18 protein-coding genes are annotated in these 21979 nt (G+C 67.3%); 7 read left to right on the plus strand and 11 right to left on the minus strand.

Translation table 11 applies throughout. The features are described from left to right. Nucleotides 1-4: 4 nt before the first annotated feature. Both D7325_RS09035 and D7325_RS09040 read right to left on the minus strand, forming a co-directional pair. Complete coding sequence (locus D7325_RS09035) at nucleotides 5-1279, minus strand: zinc-dependent alcohol dehydrogenase (RefSeq protein ID WP_120995229.1); 1275 nt, start codon at nucleotides 1277-1279, stop codon at nucleotides 5-7. Nucleotides 1280-1548: 269 nt separating this feature from the next. Beyond that, on the minus strand, nucleotides 1549-2463 hold the full coding sequence (locus D7325_RS09040; protein WP_120995230.1) for a LysR family transcriptional regulator: 915 nt from the start codon (nucleotides 2461-2463) through the stop codon (nucleotides 1549-1551). A 267-nt stretch (nucleotides 2464-2730) separates the two neighbouring features. Here D7325_RS09040 and D7325_RS09045 point away from each other — a divergent pair, with 267 nt between their 5' ends. Then, complete coding sequence (locus D7325_RS09045; RefSeq protein ID WP_245962057.1) at nucleotides 2731-3546, plus strand: DODA-type extradiol aromatic ring-opening family dioxygenase; 816 nt, start codon at nucleotides 2731-2733, stop codon at nucleotides 3544-3546. Nucleotides 3547-3568: 22 nt separating this feature from the next. Then, nucleotides 3569-3862, plus strand: coding sequence for a DUF2218 domain-containing protein (locus tag D7325_RS09050; protein ID WP_120995232.1), 294 nt, complete (start codon nucleotides 3569-3571; stop codon nucleotides 3860-3862). A gap of 82 nt (nucleotides 3863-3944) precedes the next feature. On the opposite strand, the gene D7325_RS09055 is transcribed toward D7325_RS09050, so the two are convergent. The 7 genes from D7325_RS09055 to glgA form a co-directional block, all read right to left on the minus strand. Next, nucleotides 3945-4664, minus strand: coding sequence for a M23 family metallopeptidase (locus D7325_RS09055; RefSeq protein WP_245962062.1), 720 nt, complete (start codon nucleotides 4662-4664; stop codon nucleotides 3945-3947). Between the two features lie 236 nt (nucleotides 4665-4900). Continuing rightward, the gene (gene glgX, locus D7325_RS09060) at nucleotides 4901-7051 is read right to left on the minus strand and encodes a glycogen debranching protein GlgX (RefSeq protein WP_120995234.1); all 2151 of its coding nucleotides are present in this window, start codon (nucleotides 7049-7051) and stop codon (nucleotides 4901-4903) included. Nucleotides 7052-7114: 63 nt separating this feature from the next. After that, nucleotides 7115-7480 carry a DUF2934 domain-containing protein gene (locus D7325_RS09065; RefSeq protein ID WP_120995235.1) on the minus strand — a complete coding sequence of 122 codons (366 nt, stop codon included), beginning with the start codon at nucleotides 7478-7480 and terminating at the stop codon, nucleotides 7115-7117. After that, entirely contained in the window at nucleotides 7477-10287 is a 2811-nt protein-coding gene (locus D7325_RS09070) for a malto-oligosyltrehalose synthase (protein ID WP_120995236.1), read from the minus strand. Before D7325_RS09070 ends, D7325_RS09065 begins: the two co-directional genes overlap by 4 nt. Beyond that, nucleotides 10284-12365 carry a 4-alpha-glucanotransferase gene (gene malQ / locus D7325_RS09075; protein ID WP_120995237.1) on the minus strand — a complete coding sequence of 694 codons (2082 nt, stop codon included), beginning with the start codon at nucleotides 12363-12365 and terminating at the stop codon, nucleotides 10284-10286. The genes D7325_RS09070 and malQ overlap by 4 nt, the downstream gene beginning before the upstream one ends. Beyond that, nucleotides 12362-14134, minus strand: a complete 1773-nt coding sequence (treZ, locus tag D7325_RS09080; protein ID WP_120995238.1) for a malto-oligosyltrehalose trehalohydrolase — start codon at nucleotides 14132-14134, stop codon at nucleotides 12362-12364. Before treZ ends, malQ begins: the two co-directional genes overlap by 4 nt. A gap of 12 nt (nucleotides 14135-14146) precedes the next feature. Then, on the minus strand, nucleotides 14147-15694 hold the full coding sequence (glgA, locus tag D7325_RS09085) for a glycogen synthase GlgA (protein ID WP_120995239.1): 1548 nt from the start codon (nucleotides 15692-15694) through the stop codon (nucleotides 14147-14149). A gap of 301 nt (nucleotides 15695-15995) precedes the next feature. Between glgA and D7325_RS09090 the strand changes: the two genes are divergently transcribed. Then, nucleotides 15996-16505, plus strand: coding sequence for a CinA family protein (locus D7325_RS09090; RefSeq protein WP_120995240.1), 510 nt, complete (start codon nucleotides 15996-15998; stop codon nucleotides 16503-16505). Here the strand turns inward: D7325_RS09090 and D7325_RS09095 are convergent. Next, nucleotides 16490-17530: a mechanosensitive ion channel family protein gene (locus D7325_RS09095; protein ID WP_425452293.1), complete on the minus strand. Its 1041-nt coding sequence runs from the start codon at nucleotides 17528-17530 to the stop codon at nucleotides 16490-16492. The genes D7325_RS09090 and D7325_RS09095 overlap by 16 nt on opposite strands. Before the next feature lie 325 nt (nucleotides 17531-17855). Between D7325_RS09095 and D7325_RS09100 the strand changes: the two genes are divergently transcribed. The 3 genes from D7325_RS09100 to cydB all read left to right on the plus strand — a co-directional run bounded on the left by D7325_RS09100 (nucleotide 17856) and on the right by cydB (nucleotide 20987). Next, the gene (locus D7325_RS09100) at nucleotides 17856-18386 is read left to right on the plus strand and encodes a ferritin-like domain-containing protein (RefSeq protein WP_120995241.1); all 531 of its coding nucleotides are present in this window, start codon (nucleotides 17856-17858) and stop codon (nucleotides 18384-18386) included. Between the two features lie 158 nt (nucleotides 18387-18544). Next, nucleotides 18545-19993, plus strand: coding sequence for a cytochrome ubiquinol oxidase subunit I (locus tag D7325_RS09105; RefSeq protein ID WP_120995242.1), 1449 nt, complete (start codon nucleotides 18545-18547; stop codon nucleotides 19991-19993). Further along, complete coding sequence (gene cydB, locus D7325_RS09110) at nucleotides 19983-20987, plus strand: cytochrome d ubiquinol oxidase subunit II (RefSeq protein WP_120995243.1); 1005 nt, start codon at nucleotides 19983-19985, stop codon at nucleotides 20985-20987. The genes D7325_RS09105 and cydB overlap by 11 nt, the downstream gene beginning before the upstream one ends. 135 nt (nucleotides 20988-21122) lie before the next feature. On the opposite strand, the gene D7325_RS09120 is transcribed toward cydB, so the two are convergent. Then, nucleotides 21123-21404 carry a DUF1652 domain-containing protein gene (locus tag D7325_RS09120; protein WP_120995245.1) on the minus strand — a complete coding sequence of 94 codons (282 nt, stop codon included), beginning with the start codon at nucleotides 21402-21404 and terminating at the stop codon, nucleotides 21123-21125. A 267-nt stretch (nucleotides 21405-21671) separates the two neighbouring features. Between D7325_RS09120 and D7325_RS09125 the strand changes: the two genes are divergently transcribed. Then, complete coding sequence (locus D7325_RS09125) at nucleotides 21672-21968, plus strand: hypothetical protein (RefSeq protein WP_120995246.1); 297 nt, start codon at nucleotides 21672-21674, stop codon at nucleotides 21966-21968. Nucleotides 21969-21979: the final 11 nt, after the last annotated feature.

Genomic DNA, 21979 nt, shown 5'->3' on the forward strand with positions numbered 1-21979 from the left:
CCTCCTAGCGGGACCTCGGGTTCTGCATGGTGGTCGGGTCGCTCGCCGGAAAGGTGTCGGCGACGGCCTGGTCGACCAGCGTTTCCTCGCCGCTTTGCCCACCATGAACCTGGCGCTGCGGGAGCAGTTCGACCTTGACCCAGCCATTCTCGCGCCGGTCGAAGGCCTCGAACGCGGCGATCACGTCGCCGATGGGCTTGACCTGGGTGAGGATCTTCGCCGGGTCGATGCGCCGCGCCAGCACCATTTCGATCAGCCGCGGGATGTACTTGCGGTGATGGCAGTTGCCCATGTTCATGGTGATGTTCTTGTTCATCGCCATGCCGATGGGAAAGGTCCGGGCATCGGGCGGGTACACGCCGATGATCGACAGCGTGCCGGCCTTGGCCAGGCCCTGGACGGCCCACTCGAGCGCCTGGGCCGGTGCGTCGCCGGGCTTCCACTGGCCGTTGCGACCCTTGGGCTCCGGCTCGGCCTCGCCATGCCCGCCGCAGAAGGCGTGCTCGGCGTCGACGCCCACGGCATCGATGGCGCGGTCGACGCCGATGCCGCCGGTGAGCCGCTTGAGGGTCTCGATCGGGTCCTCGCGATTGAAATCGATGGTCTCGGCGCCCTGTTTGCGGGCCATGCGCAGGCGATCGTCGTACTGGTCGATGGCGAACACGCGACCGGCGCCGAGCAGCTTGGCGCTGGCGATCGCGAACTGACCCACCGGCCCGCAGCCGAACACCGCCACGGTGTCGCCGGGCTTGATCTCGGCCATCTCGGCACCGAAGTAACCGGTGGGGAAGATGTCCGACAGCAGGATGGCCTGGTCGTCGCTGATCTCGGGCGGCAGCTTGACCAGCCCGACGTTGGCGAACGGGATGCGCGCCTTCTCGGCCTGCAAACCGTGGAACGGACCGGTCGCCGCGGGGCCGCCGTAGAAGGCGGTGCCCGCTTCCTTGCCGTTGGGATTGGCGCCGTCGCACTGGGCGAAATAGCCGGCGCGGCAGTAGGAACAGTTGCCGCAGGCGATGGTGGAAGGGATCACCACGCGGTCGCCGATCTGCAGGTTGCGCACGTCTTCGCCCAGCGCCTCGACGATGCCCACGGCTTCGTGCCCGAGGATGGTGCCGGGCTTCATCCCGCTGAAGGTGCCGCGGACGAAGTGCAGATCGGTGCCGCAGATAGCCGAGGCGGTGATGCGCACGATCGCGTCAGTCGGCGCTTCGATACGCGGCTCGGGGACGTCTTCGAGGCGGATGTCGCCGACGTCGTGAAAAACCACTGCTTTCATGTCTACTCCTGCCGGATACGACCGCAAGCACCCTCCATGACAGTTGCGGCCGCGACGTGTTCGGGGCGGCGACGAGGGGCCGCCAGGGAGTCGCGGCGAACGCCGTTCCGCGTCGCCAATGCCTTTCTTTCCGACTTTGGGCGCTGGCGGCGGTTCACTTTTTCCGGCCGGATGCCTCGGCTTGCCGGCCGATGCCAGCGGCAGTCAACGATGAGCGGCGTCCGCGCGGCGGCACGGCGGTTGGCCCGCGTGCGGCGTGCCCGTATGGGCTATGAGAGCGCCCAGGGCGGCGTGCCGGAAAAGGCGTCGGCCAGGAAGTCGATCATCGCGCGCACCTTGGCTGGCGGGTGCCGATCGCGCGGGTAGATGGCATGGACGCCGCCGAGTTCGAGCGGCGGATGGTCCAGCTCCAGCGCCACCAGCTCGCCGGCCCGGAGCGCGCGGGCGACGACGAACTGCGGCTGGTAGATCAGCCCTTGTCCGCCGACAGCGGCGGCCACCAGCGCCGCGCCGTTGTTCGCTACCAGGTTGCCCTCGATCCGTACCCGTACGCGGCCATCGAGCCCAAAGCCCCATTCACTGGCACCGCCGGAAGCGGACAGGGTGTAGCCCAGGCAGTTGTGCTGCGCCAGGTCGGCCACGCGCCGAGGCGTGCCGTGTTGCGCCAGGTAGGTCGGCGAGGCGCACAGCAGCATCGGCGATTCGCACAGGCGCCGCGCCTGCAACGGGCTGTCGGCCAGCCGACCGATGCGGATGCCCATGTCCCAGCCGCCGTCGAGCAGATCCAGCTGGTGGTCGCTCAGCCCGAGCTCGACCCGCACGGCCGGGTGACGACGGCTGAAGTGCGGCAACAGCGGGGCGACGAAGCGAACGCCGAACGCCAGCGGCAGGTTCATGCGCAAGAGGCCGACGGCCTCGGCGCGCTGCGAGGCGATTTCCGCCTCGGCTTCGTCGAACTCGCCGAGGATGCGCTGGCAGGCTTCGAGGTAGCGGCTGCCGGCCTCGGTGAGGCTCAGCCGCCGCGTGGTGCGGTGGAACAGTTTGACGCCCAGCCGGGCTTCGGTGGCATCCACATGCTTGGTTGCCATCGCGGCGGACATGCCGAGCTGCCGCGCGGCGCCGGACAGGCTGCCGGCAGCCGCCGTGCGCATGAAGACCCGCATGCTGGTGATGCGATCGAGCATTCCAACCTCACTGTCGATGAACCTGCCGCGAATGTCGCGCGAACCCTCGCGCCGCCCGCAGCGCCGCAGTGGGCGTGACGAGCGAACCGCCCGGCAGGCCGCGTGTGCATATGACCGAACTGCTGCAACGGGTTCCGGCGCGGTCGGCCATCATGCGCAACTCTGTCTTCATCTCCAACCCTGAGCGGGAGGTGAACCGTCCAATTGCCATGTTCTTTACCAAAGGAGCGTAGGTGATACTGCGGCCATCGAACCGGAGCCTTGCCCATGAGCGTCCCGCCAGTTGTCCCGATGCCGACCTATTTCGTCCCGCATGGCGCCGGGCCGTGCTTTTTCATGGACTGGAACCCGCCAACCGCCTGGGACCCGACCGAGCGCTTCCTGCGCGGCATCGCCGGGCAATTGCCGAGCGCGCCGCGCGCCATCCTGGTCGTGTCCGGGCATTGGCTGGAAGACGACTTTCGGGTAACGACCGCGCCGGCGCCCTCGCTGATCTTCGATTACTTCGGATTTCCGCCGCATACCTATGAGCTGACCTACCCGGCGCCAGGCGATCCGGCACTGGCCGGGCAGGTCATCGAACTGCTCGACGGCCACGGCCTGAAGGCCTGCGGCGATGCCGAGCGGGGGTTCGATCACGGCGTGTTCGTGCCGCTCAAGGTCATGTTTCCCGAGGCGCGCATCCCGGTCATCCAGCTCTCGCTGCACGCCGACATGGACCCGGCCGCGCACCTGGCGGCCGGTCGCGCGCTGGCGCCGCTGCGCGAGCAGGGCGTGCTGATCGTCGGTAGCGGCATGAGCTTTCACAACATGCGCGGCTATGGCGATCGGCGCTTCGGGCCGGTGTCGGACAGTTTCGACCACTGGCTGACCGAGGCGGTCGAATCAGCGCCTGCGGCGCGGCACGCTGCCTTGGTCGACTGGGCGAACGCCCCGTCGGCGCGGTTGTGCCATCCGCTCGGCGCGGAGGAACACTTCCTGCCGCTGCTGGTGGCCGCTGGCGCCGCAGCGGGCGATCCCGGCCGCAAGGTGTTCAGCGACCGCGTGATGGAAACGACCCTGTCGGCGTTCCGGTTCGGCTGATTTGTTCAATGAGGAGTAACCGATGCACACGAGTCATGCGCTGATAGCCAGCGAAAACCCCAATCGCCTGATCAACCGGCTGTGCAAGCACTGGGGCCACAAGTTTGCGGTACACCTTGGCGAGAACGAGGGCCGCATCGAACTGCCCCTGGGCGAATGTCGAATGAGCGCTGACGGGACGACGCTGGCGGTCGAACTGCAGTCGAATGACGCCGAGGCGCAGGGGCGGATGCGCCAGGTGGTTGCCGAGCACCTCGAGCGCATGGCCACCGGCGAGACGCTGGCCATCGACTGGCAGGACGGTCCGGCCGCCTGATCGGCGGCTGTGTGAGGGGCTCTACCGTCGGCAGGTCAGGCGCGACGACCTCTAGCGGCGTACGCGCTGAGGCCGCGCCTGTTCACTCCTTCAGCGCGAAGTTCGGCAGGCTCTCCACGGGCCTGCTGAAGCGGAAGGGGATCGAGACCCGATCTTCGCCGTGCGCCTTCTGCACCACGAAGTGCAGGTGCGGCCCGGTGCTGCGGCCGGTATTGCCGGAGCGGGCCAACAGCGTGCCGGTGCCGACCTGCTGCCCCGGCTTCACCACGACCGAGCCGCGTTTGAGGTGCAGGTAGGCGCTTTCGGTGCCGTCTTCGTGACGAATGCGCACGAAATTGCCGGATGCCCGCGGCCAGCGCCCGGCCTGGCTGTCGTGCACCTCGATCACCGTGCCGTCTCGCGCTGCCACGATGGGCGTGCCGCGCGGCATGGCAATGTCTACCGCATAACGGCCCTTGGGCGAGTTATGGCTGAAGTCGCCGCCGGCGCCCTGGCTGATGCGGAACGGGCCGCCACGCCACGGCAGCTCGTAGGCCGGGCCGCTGACGGCCAGCGCGCCAGGCTCGGGCGAGTAGTGCAGGCGGTAGCTGAACGAATGGCGGTACATCATCGGAAAGCCCGCCTTGCGCTTGCGCAGCAGGGCGATGCGCACCTGGCTGTGGGGCGGCACGGTGCGCTGGATCGCACCCTTGCCGACGCCGGCCACGTTCACTGGCCGCTGGATGCGCAGCACCGCGTTCACCGGCACGTCCAGGTCGTTGCGCACCACCATCGCCTCGCCGCCACCGACCCGCTTGACCATCAACCGCACCCCTCCGGCGGCGTGCACCAGCGGGGCGAGCAGCGTCGTGGCGGTTACCAGGAGGCACAGCGCAAGGCGTAGCGAGGTCATGGGCGTGTTCCTTCACAGCATCGAAGAGGCGAGGGCGGCCGATGGCCACCAGCGGTTCGGACCGATGGCGGCGCGCAGGGTTCAAGGCAGGGGATGAGCGGCCCCTCGGATCGGGGCCGCGTGGTGCAGGGTGCCGGGCGGCGGACTCAGTCCTCGTCCTTGATCAGCTCGAACAGCAGCAGCGAGCGGCCGCTGACCTCGTACTCGCTGTCGAATTCGAACTGTTCGGGACGGGCGTCGGGCTGGGCGGTGTCGATCAGGCGGTTCCAGTGCATGCCCTGCGGGGAATCCGGCAGCACGAAGCCGACCTGGTCATGGTGCGCGTTGACGATGATCAGCAGGGTCGCGTCGGAGCCGGCGCGCCGGATGCCGGTGGGTTGCGCGCGGCCGTCGAGCAGCATGCCTAGGCAGCGGTTGTGGGGGTTTTCCCACTGCTCGACGGTCATTTCCTCGGCGTCCGGCATCAGCCAGGTCACATCCTTCACGCCCAGCTCCTCGTTGTAGGCGCCGACGAAGAAGCGGCTGCGGCGCAGCACCGGATAGCGCTCGCGCACACGAATCAGCTTGCGGACGAACTGCGCCAGTTGCTTGCCTTCCTGCCCCCAGTCCCAGTTGACCCAACCGATTTCGCTGTCCTGGCAGTAGGCGTTGTTGTTGCCGTGCTGGGTGCGGGCGAACTCGTCGCCGGCTACTATCATCGGCGTGCCCTGGGAGAACAGCAGCGTGGCGAAGAAGTTGCGCATCTGCTGGAAGCGCAGGGCGATGATCGCCGGATCGTCGGTCGGGCCTTCGACGCCGTGGTTCCACGACAGGTTGTTGTCGCTGCCGTCGCGGTTGCCTTCGTCGTTGTCTTCGTTGTGCTTGTGGTTGTAGGACACCAGGTCGTTCAGCGTGAAACCGTCGTGCGCGGTGACGAAATTGACCGAGCTGAATGGCCGGCGGCCGCGCTGGTTGTAGAGATCGCCGGAGCCGGTCAGGCGTGCGGCGAAGTCGGCGAGCTGGCCTTCGTCGCCTTTCCAGAATGACCGCACCGTATCGCGGAACTGGTCGTTCCATTCCGCCCAGCCGGGCGGGAAGCCGCCGACCTGATAGCCGCCGGGGCCGATGTCCCAGGGTTCGGCGATGAGCTTGGTCTTGGCCAGCACAGGGTCCTGCCGGCAGGCGACCAGGAAGCCGTGGCGCTCGTCGAATCCGTAATGCTCGCGTCCGAGCACCGTCGCCAGGTCGAAGCGGAAGCCGTCGACGTGCATCTCCTGCGCCCAGTAGCGCAGCGAGTCGGTGACCATCTGCAACACGCACGGGTGGCTCATGTCGAGCGTGTTTCCGGTGCCGGTGTCATTGATGTAGTAGCGCTTGTTGTCCGGCATCAGCCGGTAGTACGAGGCGTTGTCGATGCCGCGCATCGACAGGGTCGGGCCCAGCTCGTTGCCTTCGGCGGTGTGGTTGTAGACGACGTCGAGAATGACCTCGAGCCCGGCGTTGTGCAGGTGCGCGACGGCTTCCTTGAACTCGCTGATCTTGCCGCTGGCCAGGTAGTCGGGGTGGGGCGCGAAGAAGGCGATGGTGTTGTAGCCCCAGTAGTTCTTCATGCCTTTCTCGAGCAGGTGCTGGTCCTGCACGAAGGCATGGATCGGCAGAAACTCGACGGATGACACGCCGAGCTTGCGGATGTAGTCGATCACTTCCGGGGTCTTCATGCCGGCAAAGGTGCCGCGCACCGACTCGGCCACCGCGGGATGGCGCATGGTGAAGCCGCGGACATGCGTCTCGTAGATCAGGGTGCGATCCCAGGGCACCTGCACCGGCTGGTCGCGGCCCCAGGTGAAGGCCGGGTCGATGACCTTGCTCTTGGGCACGAAGGGCGCGCTGTCGCGCTCGTCGAAGCTCAGATCGCCGTCCTTGTGGCCGATGGTGTAGCCGAACAGCGCCTCGGACCACTTCAGCCCGCCGACCAGCTGCTTGGCGTAGGGGTCGATCAGCAGCTTGTTGGGGTTGAAGCGGTGGCCTGCGTCAGGCTCGTATGGGCCGTAGACGCGGTAGCCGTAGATCTGGCCCGGATGCGCGTCGGGCAGGTAGCCATGCCAGATCTCGTCGGTGAATTCGGGCAGCTCGATGCGCTCGATTTCGCGCTCGCCGTCGTCATCGAACAGGCAGAGTTCGACCTTGGTGGCGTTCGCCGAGAAGATCGCGAAGTTGACGCCCAGCCCGTCCCAGGTTGCGCCGAGCGGGAACGGCAAGCCCTCCCGGATGCGCGAGGGATTGAGAATCTGCGGGGCTTGAACGTCATTTTTTCGCATGGCAACTCCACTCGGCCACGAAGGGCCGTTGCGAGGAACAGGGCGGTCGGGCGTGCGGTCGGTTCAGCTATCGGATTTCTTCGCTGCCTTGGTCGCACGCGGCTTGCGCATGGCTTTCGGGGCGCCGGCTTCGGCCTCGGTGTCGCCCTTGGGCGCCGCCGGCGTGGCCTGCGCGGACTCGCTCGCGGCGCTGCGCGTGCTACGGGCGGAGCGGGCCGGCTTGGGCTGGGCGGCCGGTGTAGCGGCGGTGGGCTTGGTGGCGGCCTTGCGGGCGCGGGTGGCAGGCTTGGCGGTCTCGCCCGGTTGTTCGGATTCAGCGAGCTTGCGGGCCATTTCCCAGTGGCGCGCTTCCTCACCTTCGGGTCGTCCCTCGGACTCCCAGATCTGATAGGCGAGTTCGCGGATGCGCTGATCTTGTTGTTCACTCATGTGTTGGTCTCTCCTGTCTGCATCGCTGTGTGTAAGACGGCCACCGGCAGGCGCTCGAACAGCTGTGCCAGCCGCAGCCCCGCCCGTTCCGGTGAGACTGCCGCATCATCGAAAAGTCCCGTCAGTTCCCTGCCGTTCAGCGGCTCGGGCAGCTCGACGCGGGTGTCGCCCCAGGCGCCGGGATGAACATGCGGCACCCCGTCCTGGCTGAGCAGCCGCGCCGACAAGCGCGGCACCACCACGATCGCCCAGCGGCCGTCATGCTCACGGGCGAAGGCCAGCGCCCGGTCGGCCTGCTCGCCGGTAACCGTCAGCGGCAGGTAGCGGCCCTCGGTGAACAGCGTCGGCTCGCGCCGGCGCAGGCCGAGCGTGCGAGCGATCACGAACTGCTTGATGCGACCGTCCTGCCACTGGGCGAGCAGGGTGTCCGGATCATCGTCGGCGGTCAGCGAGGTGCGCCGTGCGGCGAAGTCCACCGGCCGGCGGTTGTCCGGGTCGACCAGGCTCAGGTCCCAGTAATCGGCGCCCTGGTACAGGTCCGGCACGCCTGGCGTGGTCATGCGAAGCAGCGCCTGCGCCAGGCTGTTCACTGCACCGGCCGGCGCGATGGCCTCGACGGCGCCGACGATGTCGGCACGCAGCGAGGCGTACTGCGGGCGCGTCAGCAGTGTTTCCGTGTAGTGGCGGCACGCGGTCTCGTACGCCGCGTTCGGGTCGGCCCAGGTGCTGCGCAGCTTGGCTTCGCGCACGGCCTTTTCCTGCCAGCGCAGGATGCGTTCGCAGAAGGCTTGCAGGCCTTCGGTGTCGTCGGCGGCGAGGTCGGTGGGCCAGCTGCCGAGCAGCGTCTGGAACAGCATCAGCTCGTCGCCTGCCGAGGGGGCGGGGCCATCGTCCAGGTCGCGGCGAAGATCGACCGTCAGCTCGCGCCAGACGCGCACCTTCTCGGCGAACCAGTCGGCACGCTCGCTGAGCACGGCGATGCGGGCGCGGTTGTCTTCGCCGCGCTTGTGATCGTGCGTGGCGGTGGTGAGCAGATTGCGCGGGAAGTGCTCGTGGCGTTCCTGGCAGGCCGCATGGAAGGCCTCGACCGAGGCACTGAAGGTCTGCGGATCGAAACCAACGTCGTTGCGCGACAGCAGGATGCCCGAGCGATAGCAGGCCGTGTCTTCCACCGCCTTGGCTGCCGCCGGGGAGGTCAGCTGCTGGAAGCGGGTGATCGCATAGCGCCGCGCCTTGCGGGCCGGGCCGGGCGGCGTGTTGCGCAGCGGCTCGCCGCCCAGCCAGCGGGCAAGGTGATCGAGCAGCGGCCAGTCGGCTTCGCCAAGTCGGCTGCGCGCGCCGTCGAGCGCCTGCTGGAAGAACGGCTCGTCCGCCTCGCGCCGGCCGGTGGCGGCGATGTAGGTGCGGTAGACGGGGAAGTGAATGATCAGTTCGAGCAGCGCCCGGCGGATCGCGCCGAGGGTGATGTCGCGCGTCATCACATCGCTGCGGGCCACGGTCAGCAGGGCATGGGCGACGGTCTCGAAATCCCCGGCGAGGGTGCCGGTCAGCACGAGATGCCGAGCCTGGCGTGCTTCGTCCATGAAGTCGGTGGTACGCCCGCTGGTTTCGCTCCACAGCGAACACAGGCGCGCTTCGCCGGCCGGATCGTGCTGTAGCAGCGATACCTGGTTCATGAACTCATAGCCGGTGGTGCCGTCGACGCCCCAATCGCCATGCAGCAGCTCGCCGGCACCGAGGATTTTCTCGACGTAGATGGGCACGTGCGACTGGCGCGCCGACTCCGGCCGGCCCGCATTGAGCCGATCGACCCGGCGCCGCAGCCGGCGGCAGTAGCCGCGCGGATTCGCCAGGCCGTCGATATGGTCGATGCGCAACCCGTCGACCAGCCCCTCGCCGAGCAGCTCGAAGATCTTGGCGTGGGTTTCCTCGAACACCACCGGCCGCTCGACCCGCAGGCCGCCCAGCTCGTTGATGTCGAAGAAACGCCGCCAGTTGATGTCGTCCGCCGCGGTTCGCCAGCTCGCCAGCCGGTAGTGCTGGCGTTCGAGCAGGCGGTGCAGGCGCTGGAAGCCCTCGGGTGTCGTGCCGTCGTACAGGGCGATGGCGCGTTCGAGCGCCTGGCGGGCTTCCGGTTCGGCGAGTTGGCGCGCGAGTTCGGCGCGCAGTTCGCGCGCGTACTGATAGGGGTTATGGGTTTCGCGCAGGCGCTCGAAGCGGCCGGCCATGTCCGCCAGCGCCGGTGCGTCGGCCGCGCGCAGGACGTCGCCATAGGTCAGCGGGTTGAGCGGGAAGCGGTGCTCGTAATGCTCGGCATACAACTGGCCCGTCGCCGCATCGAACCGCAGCGGGATCTTGCCGTCCTTCAGGGCCTCGCCATAGTCGGCGCCGAGGAAGGGGATCAGCAGCTGGCCTTCGAGCAGCGGGTCGGGGGAATTCCACTCGATGTCGAAGAACTGCGCGTAGGGGCTGCGGCGGCCCCATTCGAGCACGTCCAGCCACCAGGGGTTGCCGGCGCCACCGACGGCCATATGGTTGGAGACGATGTCCAGAATCAGCCCCATGCCGCGCGCATGCAGTGCTTCGACCAGTCGCCGCAGCGCCGGCTCGCCGCCGAGTTCGGGGTTGATGCGGGTGGGGTCGATGACGTCGTAGCCGTGCATCGAGCCGGGGCGGGCGGTCAGCAAGGGCGAGGCGTACAGGTGGCTGATGCCGAGGTCGGCGAAGTAGTCGACCAGTGCCGTGGCGTCGTCGAGGGTGAACCCTTTGTGGAATTGCAGGCGCAGCGTCGCGCTCAGGGCTTTCATGGGTGCGAACTCCGTCGGGCTCGCTGCCTCGCTTCGGCGAGACCGGCCAGGCGTCTGGATGACACCGGGCCGTCGAGCAGGGTGGCGGCTTCGCCGGGGTAGCGCCGCTGCCAGTTGGGATGGGTGTGGATGATGCCGGGCATGTTCGGCTGCTCATCCAGGCCGAGCGCGTCCTCGACTGGCAGCAGCACCAGCGGGGCGGGCGAATGGCCGAGGAACCGTGCGCTGGCATCGACCGCGTCGGCCGGGTCGAGCAGCGAAGGCGCCTCGCCGTGGCCGCCGGCGTCGGCATGCAGCGCCCGGTTGAGTCCCCAGCGTTCGTGCTGGCGCTCGTTCCAGTGGCGTTCGCGGTCGTCTTCGCGGTTCTGCCCGACGCGGATGCGCCAGTCGATGTCGCGCCCCTGCCACCAGCCGGCGATGGTCGGGATGTCATGGGTCGTGGTCGTCGCCAGCGCCTGCGAGGACCAGTGACCCGGCGCATGGAAATGCCCGTGATGGTGCTCGAACAGCAGCACGCGCATGCCAAGAATGCCGCGCCGTGCGAGGGTTTCGCGCAGGCCCGGCGGGATGGTGCCCAGGTCCTCGCCAAGAATGACCGCATCGTGCCGCGCGGCTTCGAGGCAGAGCAGGCGCAGCATGTCGTCGAACGGGAAGTCCAGGTACACGCCCTGCTTGGGATCAGCGCCAGCGGGCATCACCCACAGGCGCTTGAGGCCCAGTACGTGATCGATGCGCATGCCGCCGGCGTGGGCCAGGTTGGCGCGCAGCATCTCGATGAACGCGCGGAAGCCGTGCTGTTTCAGCCCCCACGGGGAGAACGCCGAGATGCCCCAGTTCTGACCGTCGCGGTTCATGATGTCCGGCGGCGCACCGACGCTGAGCGAGGCCAGCAGCTCGGACTGACGGCTCCAGGCCTGGCTGCCACCGCCGTCGGCGCCGACGGCGAGGTCGGCGATCAGCCCGATCGGCATGCCGGCGCTGCGCGCGGCCTGCTGGGCGCGCTCCAGTCCGCGGGCCATGAGCCACTGGCTGAAGGCGTAGAAGCTGACGTCGTCGGCGTGCTCCTCGGCGAAGCGGCGCACCGCCTCGCTGGTCGGGTCGCGATAATCCTCCGGCCAGCCGCGCCAGTGCTGCGGCAGGCCACCGGGGCTGCGGAAGTGGTCGTGCAGCACTTCGAAGCGGCAGTGGTTCTCCAGCATTTCGCCGCCGGCCGCGCGGAAACTGTCGAAATCGGCCTGCTGGGCATTGCCGCCGGTGCGGAAATCTTCGTAAAGCGTGCGCAACAGACACTGGTGCGAGGCCGACACGGCGGGCCAGTCGACCAGATCGAGCTGCTCGAGCCGTTCCAGCTCGGCGCCGATCCCGCAGCGCTCGATGGCCTGCCGCAACGGCCGCTCGCCGAGGATGCTGCCGGGCGAGCAATACAGGGCGTTGTAGAACAGCCGGCTGGAGGGCGAGTAGGGGCTGTACTGGTCGGGGTAGGCATTGAACATCGCGTGCACCGGGCTGATGCCCAGGGCATGCGCGCCATGCGCGGCGGCGTTGCGCGCCAGTTGCTCCAGCGCCTCGGTGTCGCCCAGGCCGCCGTCGCCGGGCCGGCGCAAACCGTAGAGCTGCACCGTCAGGCCCCAGGCACCCGGCCCGGCGCGCTCGGTCACGGTCGGGCAGGCATGGGGGGCGACGGCCAGGCACAGGCTGCTGTCGCCGATGCTGAGCTGGTGGTAGCCGATCGCATCCGGCGCGCGCAGGTGCGCCGCATCATCGAGGTGGCCGTCGAGACGTTCGCCCTGTTCGAGCTGAAGCGAGAACGGTGCGCCCGGCGCGAAGAAGCGCGAAAGGTCCAGTCGGTCATTGCGATCGACCGTCAGCAGCGGCGGTAGCGTGCCGCCGCCGATGGTCGCGTCGAGCCGATGCAGGCTATCGGCGATGGCGTCATCGCTGTCGGCCGGCAAGCCCAGCTCGGCCAGCACGCCTCGCAGCACCTCGGGGCTGACGCGCTGCTCCTTGTTGTCCGCATCGATCCAGTCAATGGAGAGTCCGGCCGCTTCGGCCAGTTCGAACAGGCGTCGATCGCTCATTCGGCGTCCTCCAGATAGACCCGCGCGGTGCGCGCCGGAAGCTCGTCGGGGCGTGCGCCGGCCGACTCGTCACGGCTGCTGTGAAGCGGTTCGTTCGATGGCAGGTCGCGCGCGGGCACCGCCTTCTCGGACAGGTTGACCGCGAGGGTCAGCATGCTGCCGTCGCCCAGGCGGTAGCGCGCCTGCACGGCGGCTTCGCCCAAAACCGTCGCCCCGGCGAAGGTCGCGCCCTGCAAGCGCGGCACGATGTGCGTATGCCGCAGTGCGAGCAGTTCGCGATAACGCTGCTGCCAGTCGGCATGTTCGGCTTCGGTCATCGCGCCGAAGTCGGGACGGGAGTTCTCGAAGGTGGTCAGGGCGTTCGGGTCCGGGATCTGCTCGCGGACCTTGTCGTCGGCGAATTCGGCAAACTCGGCGAACTCGCCGCGCCGGCCTTCACGTACCGCTTCGGCCAATTCGCCGTGGTGGCTGGTGAAGAACAGGAACGGTTGCCGCGCGCCCCATTCCTCGCCCATGAACAGCAGCGGAATCATGGGCGACAGCAGCAGGACGGTGGTTGCCGCGCGCAGGGCATCCGGGTCGGTGAGGCTGACGAGTCGCTCGCCGAAGGCGCGGTTGCCGGTCTGGTCGTGGTTCTGAAGGAACAGCACGAAGGCGGTGGTCGGCAGGTGGCCGCTCGGCTCGCCACGTGTGTGGCCGCGGCGATTCTGCTGGCCCTGGTAGATGAAGCCTTCGCCGAGGAAGCGCGCCAGCTTGGCGGTGGCGTCCTGGTGGTAGTCGCCGTAATAGCCTTGCTGCTCGCCGGTCAGCAGGGTGTGCAGCACGTTGTGGCCGTCATCGTTCCATTGCGCGGTGAAGGGCCCGGCCAGGAGGCTCGCGCGGTTGTCTTCGTTTTCCAGCACCAGATGCACATGGCGCCCCGGCTCGACGGCCTCGTGCACGCGCTCGGCCAGTTCGGTGAGAAAGCTGCGGTCCGGGATCGCATGCACCGCATCCAGCCGCAGGCCGTCGAAGCGGTACTCGGTGAGCCACATGAGCGCGTTGTCGATGAAGAAGTCGCGCACTTCGCCCTGGCGGAAATCGATCGCATCGCCCCAGGGCGTCTGCTGGTCATGGCGGAAGAAGTGGCGGGCGTAGCGGCCGAGGTAGTTGCCGTCCGGCCCGAAGTGGTTGTAGACCACATCCAGCAGCACCATCAGGCCGAGGCCGTGCGCGGTGTCGATCAGGTGCTTGAGCTGTTCGGGCGTGCCGTACGAACACTCCGGCGCGTAGAGCAGCACCCCGTCGTAGCCCCAGTTGCGATCGCCGGGAAACTCCGCCAGCGGCATCAGTTCGATCGCCGTGACGCCGAGTTCGGCGAGCCGCGCCAGCTGGCGCTCCACGCCGGCGAAACCGCCGAGCAGGCCGACGTGCAGCTCGTACACGACCGCCTCATGCCAGGGCCGGCCGCGCCAGTCCGGGTGCTGCCACTCGTAGGCGTCGGGGTCGACCACCACGCTCGGCGAGTGCACGTCTTCGGCCTGCGCGCGGGAGGCCGGGTCGGGCACGTTCAGCTCGTCGTCGATGCGGAAGCGATACCGGGTGCCGGCGCCGCATTCGACGTCCAGGCTGTACCAGCCACTGGCGTCGCGCGGCATTTCGCGCGGCGTGCCGTCGAGCAGGTCGAGGTCGACGCGCTTGGCGTCCGGGGCCCAGAGGCGGAACCGGGTGTGGGTTGAATCGAGGGGTGACGCTCCGTGTCCCTGGGTCCTGGCACGCTGATGCTGCATTCGTTTTCCTCGTCAGGGCTGGGCGACGGCCTCTTGCCGTTCGCCGAGCAGGCGCTGGTAGAGCGAGTCGTAGGGGTCGGTGGCCTGGCGCCAGAAGAAGCCGGCGCTCATGGCACGCCGGCGCATGGCTTCGAGCAGGTCGGGGTGGCGATAGGTCGCCAGTGCGCGTTCGATCGCCAGGCGGTAGTGGGCCGGGTCGGCCTGGTCGAACAGGAAACCGGTCAGGCCGTCTTCGATCGAGTCCGCCAGGCCGCCGGTGCGCCGCGCCACCGGCAGCGAACCGAACCGCTGGGCATACATCTGGCTCAGGCCGCACGGCTCGTAACGCGACGGCATGAGCAGGAAGTCGCTGCCGGCGAACAGCAGCCGGGCATCGGGTTCGTTGAAGCCGATGTGCACGCTGATCTGCTCGGGATGCAGCAGCGCCAGTGCGCGAACGTCATCTTCAATGTGCGGTTCGCCGCAGCCGAGGATCGCGAGCTGCGCGCCCGATCGGACGAGCGTGTCGGCGATGGCCATCGTCAGGTCCAGGCCTTTCTGTTGCGCCAGCCGGGACACCACCGCGAACAGCGGGCCGTCATGCTCCGGCAAACCGAAGCGTTGCCGGGCAAGGGCCTTGTTGGCGGCTTTGCCGGACCAGTCATTGGCGCTGAAATTGTGCTGCAGATGGGTGTCGGTCTGCGGGTCCCAGCTTTCGTCGATGCCGTTGAGAATGCCGCTGAGCAGGCCCTGTCCGGCCTTCCAGCCGAGGAAGCCCTCGAGGCCGCAGCCGAACTCGGCGGTGGTGATCTCCTGCGCGTAGGTCGGGCTGACCGTCGTCACGTGGTTGGCGTAGGCGATGCCGGCCTTGAGCATGGACAGCTTGCCGTAGAACTCCATGCGGTCGTGGTGGCAGGCTTCGACGGGAATGCCGAGCGCGCGGCGATAGCCCATGTCCATCGTGCCCTGGTAGGCCAGGTTATGGATGGTGAAGACGCTCGGCGTCGACAGCCCGCGCCAGTGCATGTAGGCCGGTGCGAGCCCGGCCTGCCAGTCGTGCGCATGGACCAGGTCCGGCGCCCAGCGGATGCAGGCGGTACCGGCGGCGATCTCCGCCGCGGCCAGTCCGAGCCGGGCGAAGCGCACCGGGTTGTCCGGCCAGTCGCGGCCATGTTCGTCGCTGTAGGGGTTGCCGGGGCGCTGGTACAGCTCCGGGCAGAGCAGCAGGTACACGATCAGCCCGTCGTCCATGTCCAGCCGACCGATCGCGCAGGGCGGTATGCCGGCCAGGCCGCCGAGGTTGCCGACGATGCGTATCGGCAGGCCGCTGTCGATGATCGAAGCGTAGGCCGGCATCAGCACGCGGACGTCATGGCGGTCGAGCAGGGCGCTGGGCAGCGCCGCCGAGACGTCCGCGAGGCCGCCGGTCTTGACCAGTCCGGTCAGTTCGGAGGTGACAAAAAGGATTTTCTTTCGGGCCTGGGTCGAGCTGATCTGCACCACCGGGCGGGCGGTTGCCGGTGGCGCGATGTTCACAGGGGTGGAACGCAGGTTCCGGGCGGTCACAGCAGCTTCACTCATTCGATTCTCCCTAGCGACCGACCCCTTGGGCCGGCACCAACAACGCGCAAGATTCCACGACGCGCTGATCCGCAAGGGACCGCGCAACCCGAGCACAGCGAGGCTTTTGTCTTCTTTTGGTATCCGCTTGCGCGGTAGGCGCTGCAATGGCCTTAAAGGACCAGACCGAGTGGTCGAATTTAAGTTCTCGCCGCCTGGCGGATTCCCCGGTCGGAACTTCGCGACCTTCGTTCGGCTCGGAACTGAACGCCCGTCAGGCAGGTTTTCCAGACCTGCGAGGGCCTATTCGCGGAGCCGGAACATGCACGATCTCGCCGACCTGATTACCTTCCTGAAAGACCGGGAATTAACCCTTTCCACCGCCGAATCCTGTACCTGCGGATTGATGGCTTCGCTGCTCGGCGACATTCCCGGCTGCGGCCAGGTGCTCGACAGCGGCTTCGTGGTGTATTCGCCCAAGGCCAAGCACGGCCTGTTGAAGGTGAGCTACCAGACCATCGAGCGCTTCGGCCTGACCAGCGAGGAGGTCGCGCGAGAAATGGCCTGCGGTGCGCTGGGCGCGAGCGTGGCGAACATTTCCGTCGCCAACACCGGGGTTGCGGATGATTCGGAAGAGGACGAAGGCGGCACCCAGTGCTACGCCTGGGCGCTGCGCCAGAACGGACGCACCGCGGTGGTCAGCGAAACAGTGCAGTTCGACGGCGACCGCGTGGCGATCCGCAAGCAGGCGGCCCGCCACGGCCTGGCCCAGCTACCGGTGCGCTACGCGCAGTTGCAGACGCAGCTCGAGGGCAATCACACAGGGGGCTGACGCTCCGGTTCCGTGTGCTCGGGCGTGCGCATGTCGACCTGTGGTTTCTGCCCGACGCTGAGGTCGGCGCGCAGTTGCGGGAGGGCGTGCGGGTATTGCCGCTGGATGAAGCCGATCAGGTTCTCCCGCACGTGGCAGCGCAGGTCCCAATTGCGCGAGGAGTCGGCCGAGCTGACCAGCGCCCGCAGCTGCATGCTCTTCTCGCTGGTGTCGGTGACCTGCAACACACAGACGCGCCCATCCCACAGTTCCGGTACGTCCTTGCACAGCCGGCGCAATTCCTCGCGCAGCGGCTCGAGCGGAAGCGCGTAATCCACCCAGACGAACACCGTGCCGATGAGGCTGGAGTTGCGCCGCGTCCAGTTCTGGAAGGGGTTCTCAATGAAGTATTGCAACGGCACGACCAGCCGCCGGTCGTCCCAGATCCGCACGATGACGTAGCTGCCGGTGATTTCCTCGATGCGGCCCCATTCGTTCTCCACGATGACCACATCGTCCAGGCGAATCGGCTGCGTCACCGCGATCTGAATGCCGGCGATCAGGTTGGCCAGCACCGGCCGCGCCGCGAAACCCGCCGCCAGGCCCGCCAGACCCGCCGAAGCCAGCAGGCTGGCGCCGAACTGGCGCGCCGCCGGGAAGGTCATCAGCATCGCCGCCAGGCCGATCAGCAGGACGAAGAAATTGATGGTGCGAAACAGCACCTTGGTCTGTGTCTGGATACGGCGAGCGCGCAGGTTGTCGGCGACGTCCACGGGGTTGCTGAGCAGGATGGTCTGCTCCAGCGCGCGCAGTATCCGCATGATCAGCCAGGTGACGCACACCAGGATGAGGATGCCGGTCAGGCGCCGCGCGATCGGGATCAGCGCCAGGTCATCGGGCGCCGACAGCCAGACCGATTGCAGGCCCAACAGCGGCAACAGCAGGCGGACCGGCTTTTCCAGGTGCGTCGACAGCTCGCGGGTAACGATGAAGCGCCGCGCCAGACGCAGCGTCAGGCTGGTCAGCAGGCGGCTCGCCAGGCTCATCACCAGCAGCACCAGAACGGCGGCCGCGAGGGTGCGCACGCCGGGGTTGTCGATGAAGCTCTCCCAGGAAAGCGTGGCTAACGCGTCGATGGCCTTTCTCCTGTTCCGCTCGTTTGCGCTTGCCGAAGGTGACCGGAACACCGCCGGCAAAGTTCAGGCGCGGTTGGCCTGCGAGCGGCTGGCAGGGGGTTGCGGCGGGACCGCAGGCGAGACATCCGGCCGCAGGTTCGGTCATCGGCCGACGGGAACTCCTGACGCCGCCCCCGGTTCGTACCTTGCAGTGGACCTGAGGGTCCGGTCGTCCAACCGATGCAGGAGTTTCGCCATGCAAAGTGCACAAACCGGTCACGATGTACGTGTCGAACGGCTTATCGAATGGTTGCGTGATGCCCATGCGATGGAGGCGCAGGCCGAGTCCATGCTCAAGCGCCAGGCCGAACGCATCGAGCACTATCCCGAGCTCAAGGCCCGGATCGAGCAGCACATCATCGAAACCCAGAACCAGGCCAAGCTGGTGGAAAGCTGCCTCAAGCGCTACGACGCCTCTTACTCGGGCTTCAAGGACGCGGGCGGCAAGATGATGGCGATGGGGCAGGCGATGGGCGGCATGCTGATGAACGACGAGGTCGTCAAGGGCGCCCAGATGGGCTACGTGTTCGAGAACATGGAGATCGCCTCGTATCAGATCCTCATCGCGGCGGCCGATGCCATCGGCGATAGCGAAACCAAGCAGATCTGCGAGCGCATCATCGTCGAAGAGGAAGCGATGGCCGCCTGGCTGCGCGAGCATCTGTCGAAGATCACGCAGGACTATCTCACCCGCACGGCAACGCCGGGCGCCGAAGCCAAGCGCTGATCCAGACGGCCCGGTACGTGTGACCGGGCCGTTTTCCGAGCCTGTCGGCATTCCTCCTCGCGGATGGCGTCGGGCACGAACGATTCATACAGGGTGTCCGCGCCGTTGCGGCGGCAGGACGACGCGCCACGAGCGCATTTCCGGTTGCGGGGTTGCCAATGTTCGGCTTGGATGCGGTGGAACTCGCAAGGCTGCAGTTCGCGTTCACCATCTCCTTTCACATCATCTTTCCCGGCATCAGCATCGGGCTGGCCAGCTACCTGGCCGTGCTCGAAGGGCTGTGGCTGAAGACCGGCAAACCGGTCTACCTGCAGCTCTACACCTTCTGGCTCCAGATTTTCGCCGTCACCTTCGCGATGGGCGTGGTCTCGGGCGTGGTGATGAGTTACCAGTTCGGCACCAACTGGGCCGGGCTTTCCCAGGCGGCGGGCAACATCATGGGGCCGCTGTTGACCTACGAGGTGCTGACGGCGTTCTTCCTTGAGGCCGGCTTCCTCGGGATCATGCTGTTCGGGCTGAACCGGGTCGGCAAGAAGCTGCACTTCTTCGCCACCTGCATGGTGGCGCTCGGCACGCTGATCTCGACGTTCTGGATTCTCTCGTCCAACAGCTGGATGCAGACACCGCAGGGCTACGAGCTGGTCGACGGCATCTTCATGCCCAAGGACTGGCTGGCGATCATCTTCAACCCCTCCTTCCCGTTCCGACTGGTGCACATGACCCTGGCCGCCTACCTCACCACGGCGCTGATCGTCGGCGCGGCCGGTGCCTGGCACCTGCTCAAGGGGCACCGGGACGAGGCGAACCGCACGATGTTCTCGATGGCGATGTGGATGATGCTGCTCGTCGCGCCGATCCAGGCGGTGGTCGGGGACTTCCACGGCATCAACACGCTCGAGCACCAGCCGGCGAAGATCGCCGCGATCGAAGGGCATTGGGAAACCGACACGGGCGTGCCGCTTTTGCTGTTCGGCATCCCGGACATGGAAGACGAAGTCACCCGTTACGCGGTAGGCATCCCTAACCTGGCGAGCCTGATCCTGGCGCACGATTGGGTCGGGGAAATCCGCGGTCTCAAGGAATGGCCGAAGGAAGACCGCCCCAACTCGCTGATCGTGTTCTGGAGCTTCCGCATCATGGTCGGCCTCGGCTTGCTGATGATCCTGTCGGGCATCATCAGCGCCGTCCTGCGCCGGCGCGGCAGGCTGTATGAGTCGCGCGGCTTCCAGAAATTCGCCGTGGCGATGGGGCCGGCCGGCGTGATTGCGCTGCTCGCCGGCTGGGTGACCACCGAGGTCGGCCGGCAGCCGTGGGTCGTCTACGGCGTGCTGCGCACGAGCGACGCGGCATCGAATCACACGGCAGGGCAGGTCGGCACCTCGCTGGTGATCTTCATCGTGGTGTACTTCCTGGTCTTCGGCGTCGGCGTGACCTATCTGCTGCGGTTGATGCGCCGCGGTCCGCAGAAGCTCGCCGATCTTCACCCGCACCACGAGGACTCCGGGCCGGGACGCAGCCGGCAGCCGATGCGCCCGCTGTCCGGTGCGGAGCTGGCCATCGACGAAGAAGAACCCCAAGGGCCGGAGGGCAAGCCGGATGGACATTGATCTGCCACTGATCTGGGCGGCGGTAATCGCCTTTGGCATCTTCATGTACGTGGTGATGGATGGCTTCGACCTGGGCATCGGCATCCTCTTCCCGTTCATCCCGGAGGAAGAAAACCGCGACGTGATGATGAACACCGTCGCGCCCATCTGGGACGGCAACGAGACCTGGCTGGTGCTGGGCGGGGCAGGGCTGTTCGCCGCCTTCCCGGTGGCCTACTCGGTGGTGCTGACGGCGCTGTATATGCCGCTGATCATCATGCTGGTGGCGCTGATCTTCCGTGGCGTGGCGTTCGAGTTCCGCTTCAAGGCCAAGCGTACCCGGCACCTGTGGGACCTGGCCTTCATCGGCGGTTCGGTGCTGGCGACCTTTAGCCAGGGGGTGGTGCTGGGCGCCTTTCTCAACGGCATCGAGGTCGAAGGGCGGGAGTTCGCCGGTGGCGCGTTCGACTGGTTCGCACCCTTCCCGCTGTTCACTGGCGCGGCGCTGCTGGTCGGCTACGCGATGCTCGGTTGCGGCTGGTTGATCATGAAGACCTCGGCGGAGCTGCAGCAGCGGATGTTCAAGCTGATGACGCCGCTGTCCATCGCGCTGCTGGTGACCATCGCGCTGGTCAGCCTGTGGACGCCGCTGGCGCACCCGGCGATCGCCGAGCGCTGGTTCACGCTGCCCAACCTGTTCTATTTCATGCCGGTACCGATCCTGGTCGGCGTGACGCTGCTGGCGCTGTTGCGGGCGATCAAGCAGCACCGTGAAATCCAGCCGTTCGTGCTGACGCTGGTGCTGATCGTGCTGTCCTACACGGGGCTGGCCATCAGCCTGTGGCCGAACATCGTGCCGCCGGACCTGGACTTCTGGGAGGCCTCCGCCGCGCCGAGCAGTCAGGCATTCACGTTGGTGGGCACGCTGATCCTGGTGCCGGTGATCCTGGCATACACGCTGTACAGCTACTGGATCTTCCGCGGCAAGGTGAACGTCGGGGAGGGCTACCATTGAAACGCCGCTGGAGCCAGTTGGGCTGGTTCGTCGGGCTATGGTGCGCCGGGGTGATCGCGGTCAGCCTGCTGGCTTACGGCATCCGCTGGGCGATGGGTATCTCGTGAATCGATAGCGCGGGGTTCGGCGGCCGGCTCAGCGGTTGCCGAGGCCCTGCGAGTCGGCTGCCGCATCGAGCGTGCTGCGCGTGGCATAGAGTTCCACGCGCAACTCGTGCGCCAGCTTCTCGAGGTGCTCCGCGTCGCTGCACTGCTCCTGGGTGATGCCCATGACCGTCAATTCCTCGCCTTCGGGCTGCTCTTCGTAGACGCGCACGCTCAGTGTGCTGTTGGACTCGCTGCGGCATTCGCAGCGATACGGCCGCAGGTGGTCGTGCAGGATCGCTTCGATGGTGACGAGTGGGAGACGGGTGGTCATGGTTCCTCCTGTTCGGTCGGAGGTGAAACGGCCGCGATCATGAAAGCGGGAATCGCGCCGTGAGGTAATGCACAACCCTAGCAGCGTGAAATCGATTGTCTAGCCCCGAAAACAGGCGGGGCGCTGCGACGACGGGCCACTCCGGCCAGGTGCCATCACGCCATGCAGCCGGCGACTTCGGCGCCCCGGCGGTCGGGTTTTCTGCAACTCGTCCGCCGCCGGCGTGCCCAAATCGATGAACGCATTGGCATTCGCGGAGGTTTCGCCATGAACAGAACGATCGCCCTGTGTGCAGCGCTCGCCCTGAGCACACCCGCCCTGGCGCAATGGCCGGCTGGCGTCCCGCTAGAAGACCAGGGTTCGCGTCCGAGCCCGATGGGCACGCCGACCCCATCCACCAAGGTGGAGACTCACTACAACGAGAAGGGCCAGTTGGTGACCGAGGAAGGGCTTGTGGTGGAAGGGCTGCCGGAACCCGATGAAGTCGATGACGCCTCGCCGGCGAAGGACTCGGGCACCGGCGGGCCGCGCGACGAGAGCACCGACCCCGGCACCGTGGAATGAACCCGCGCGAG

This window comes from Stutzerimonas urumqiensis, from assembly GCF_003640395.1.
Taxonomy (GTDB): Bacteria; Pseudomonadota; Gammaproteobacteria; order Pseudomonadales; family Pseudomonadaceae; genus Stutzerimonas; species Stutzerimonas urumqiensis.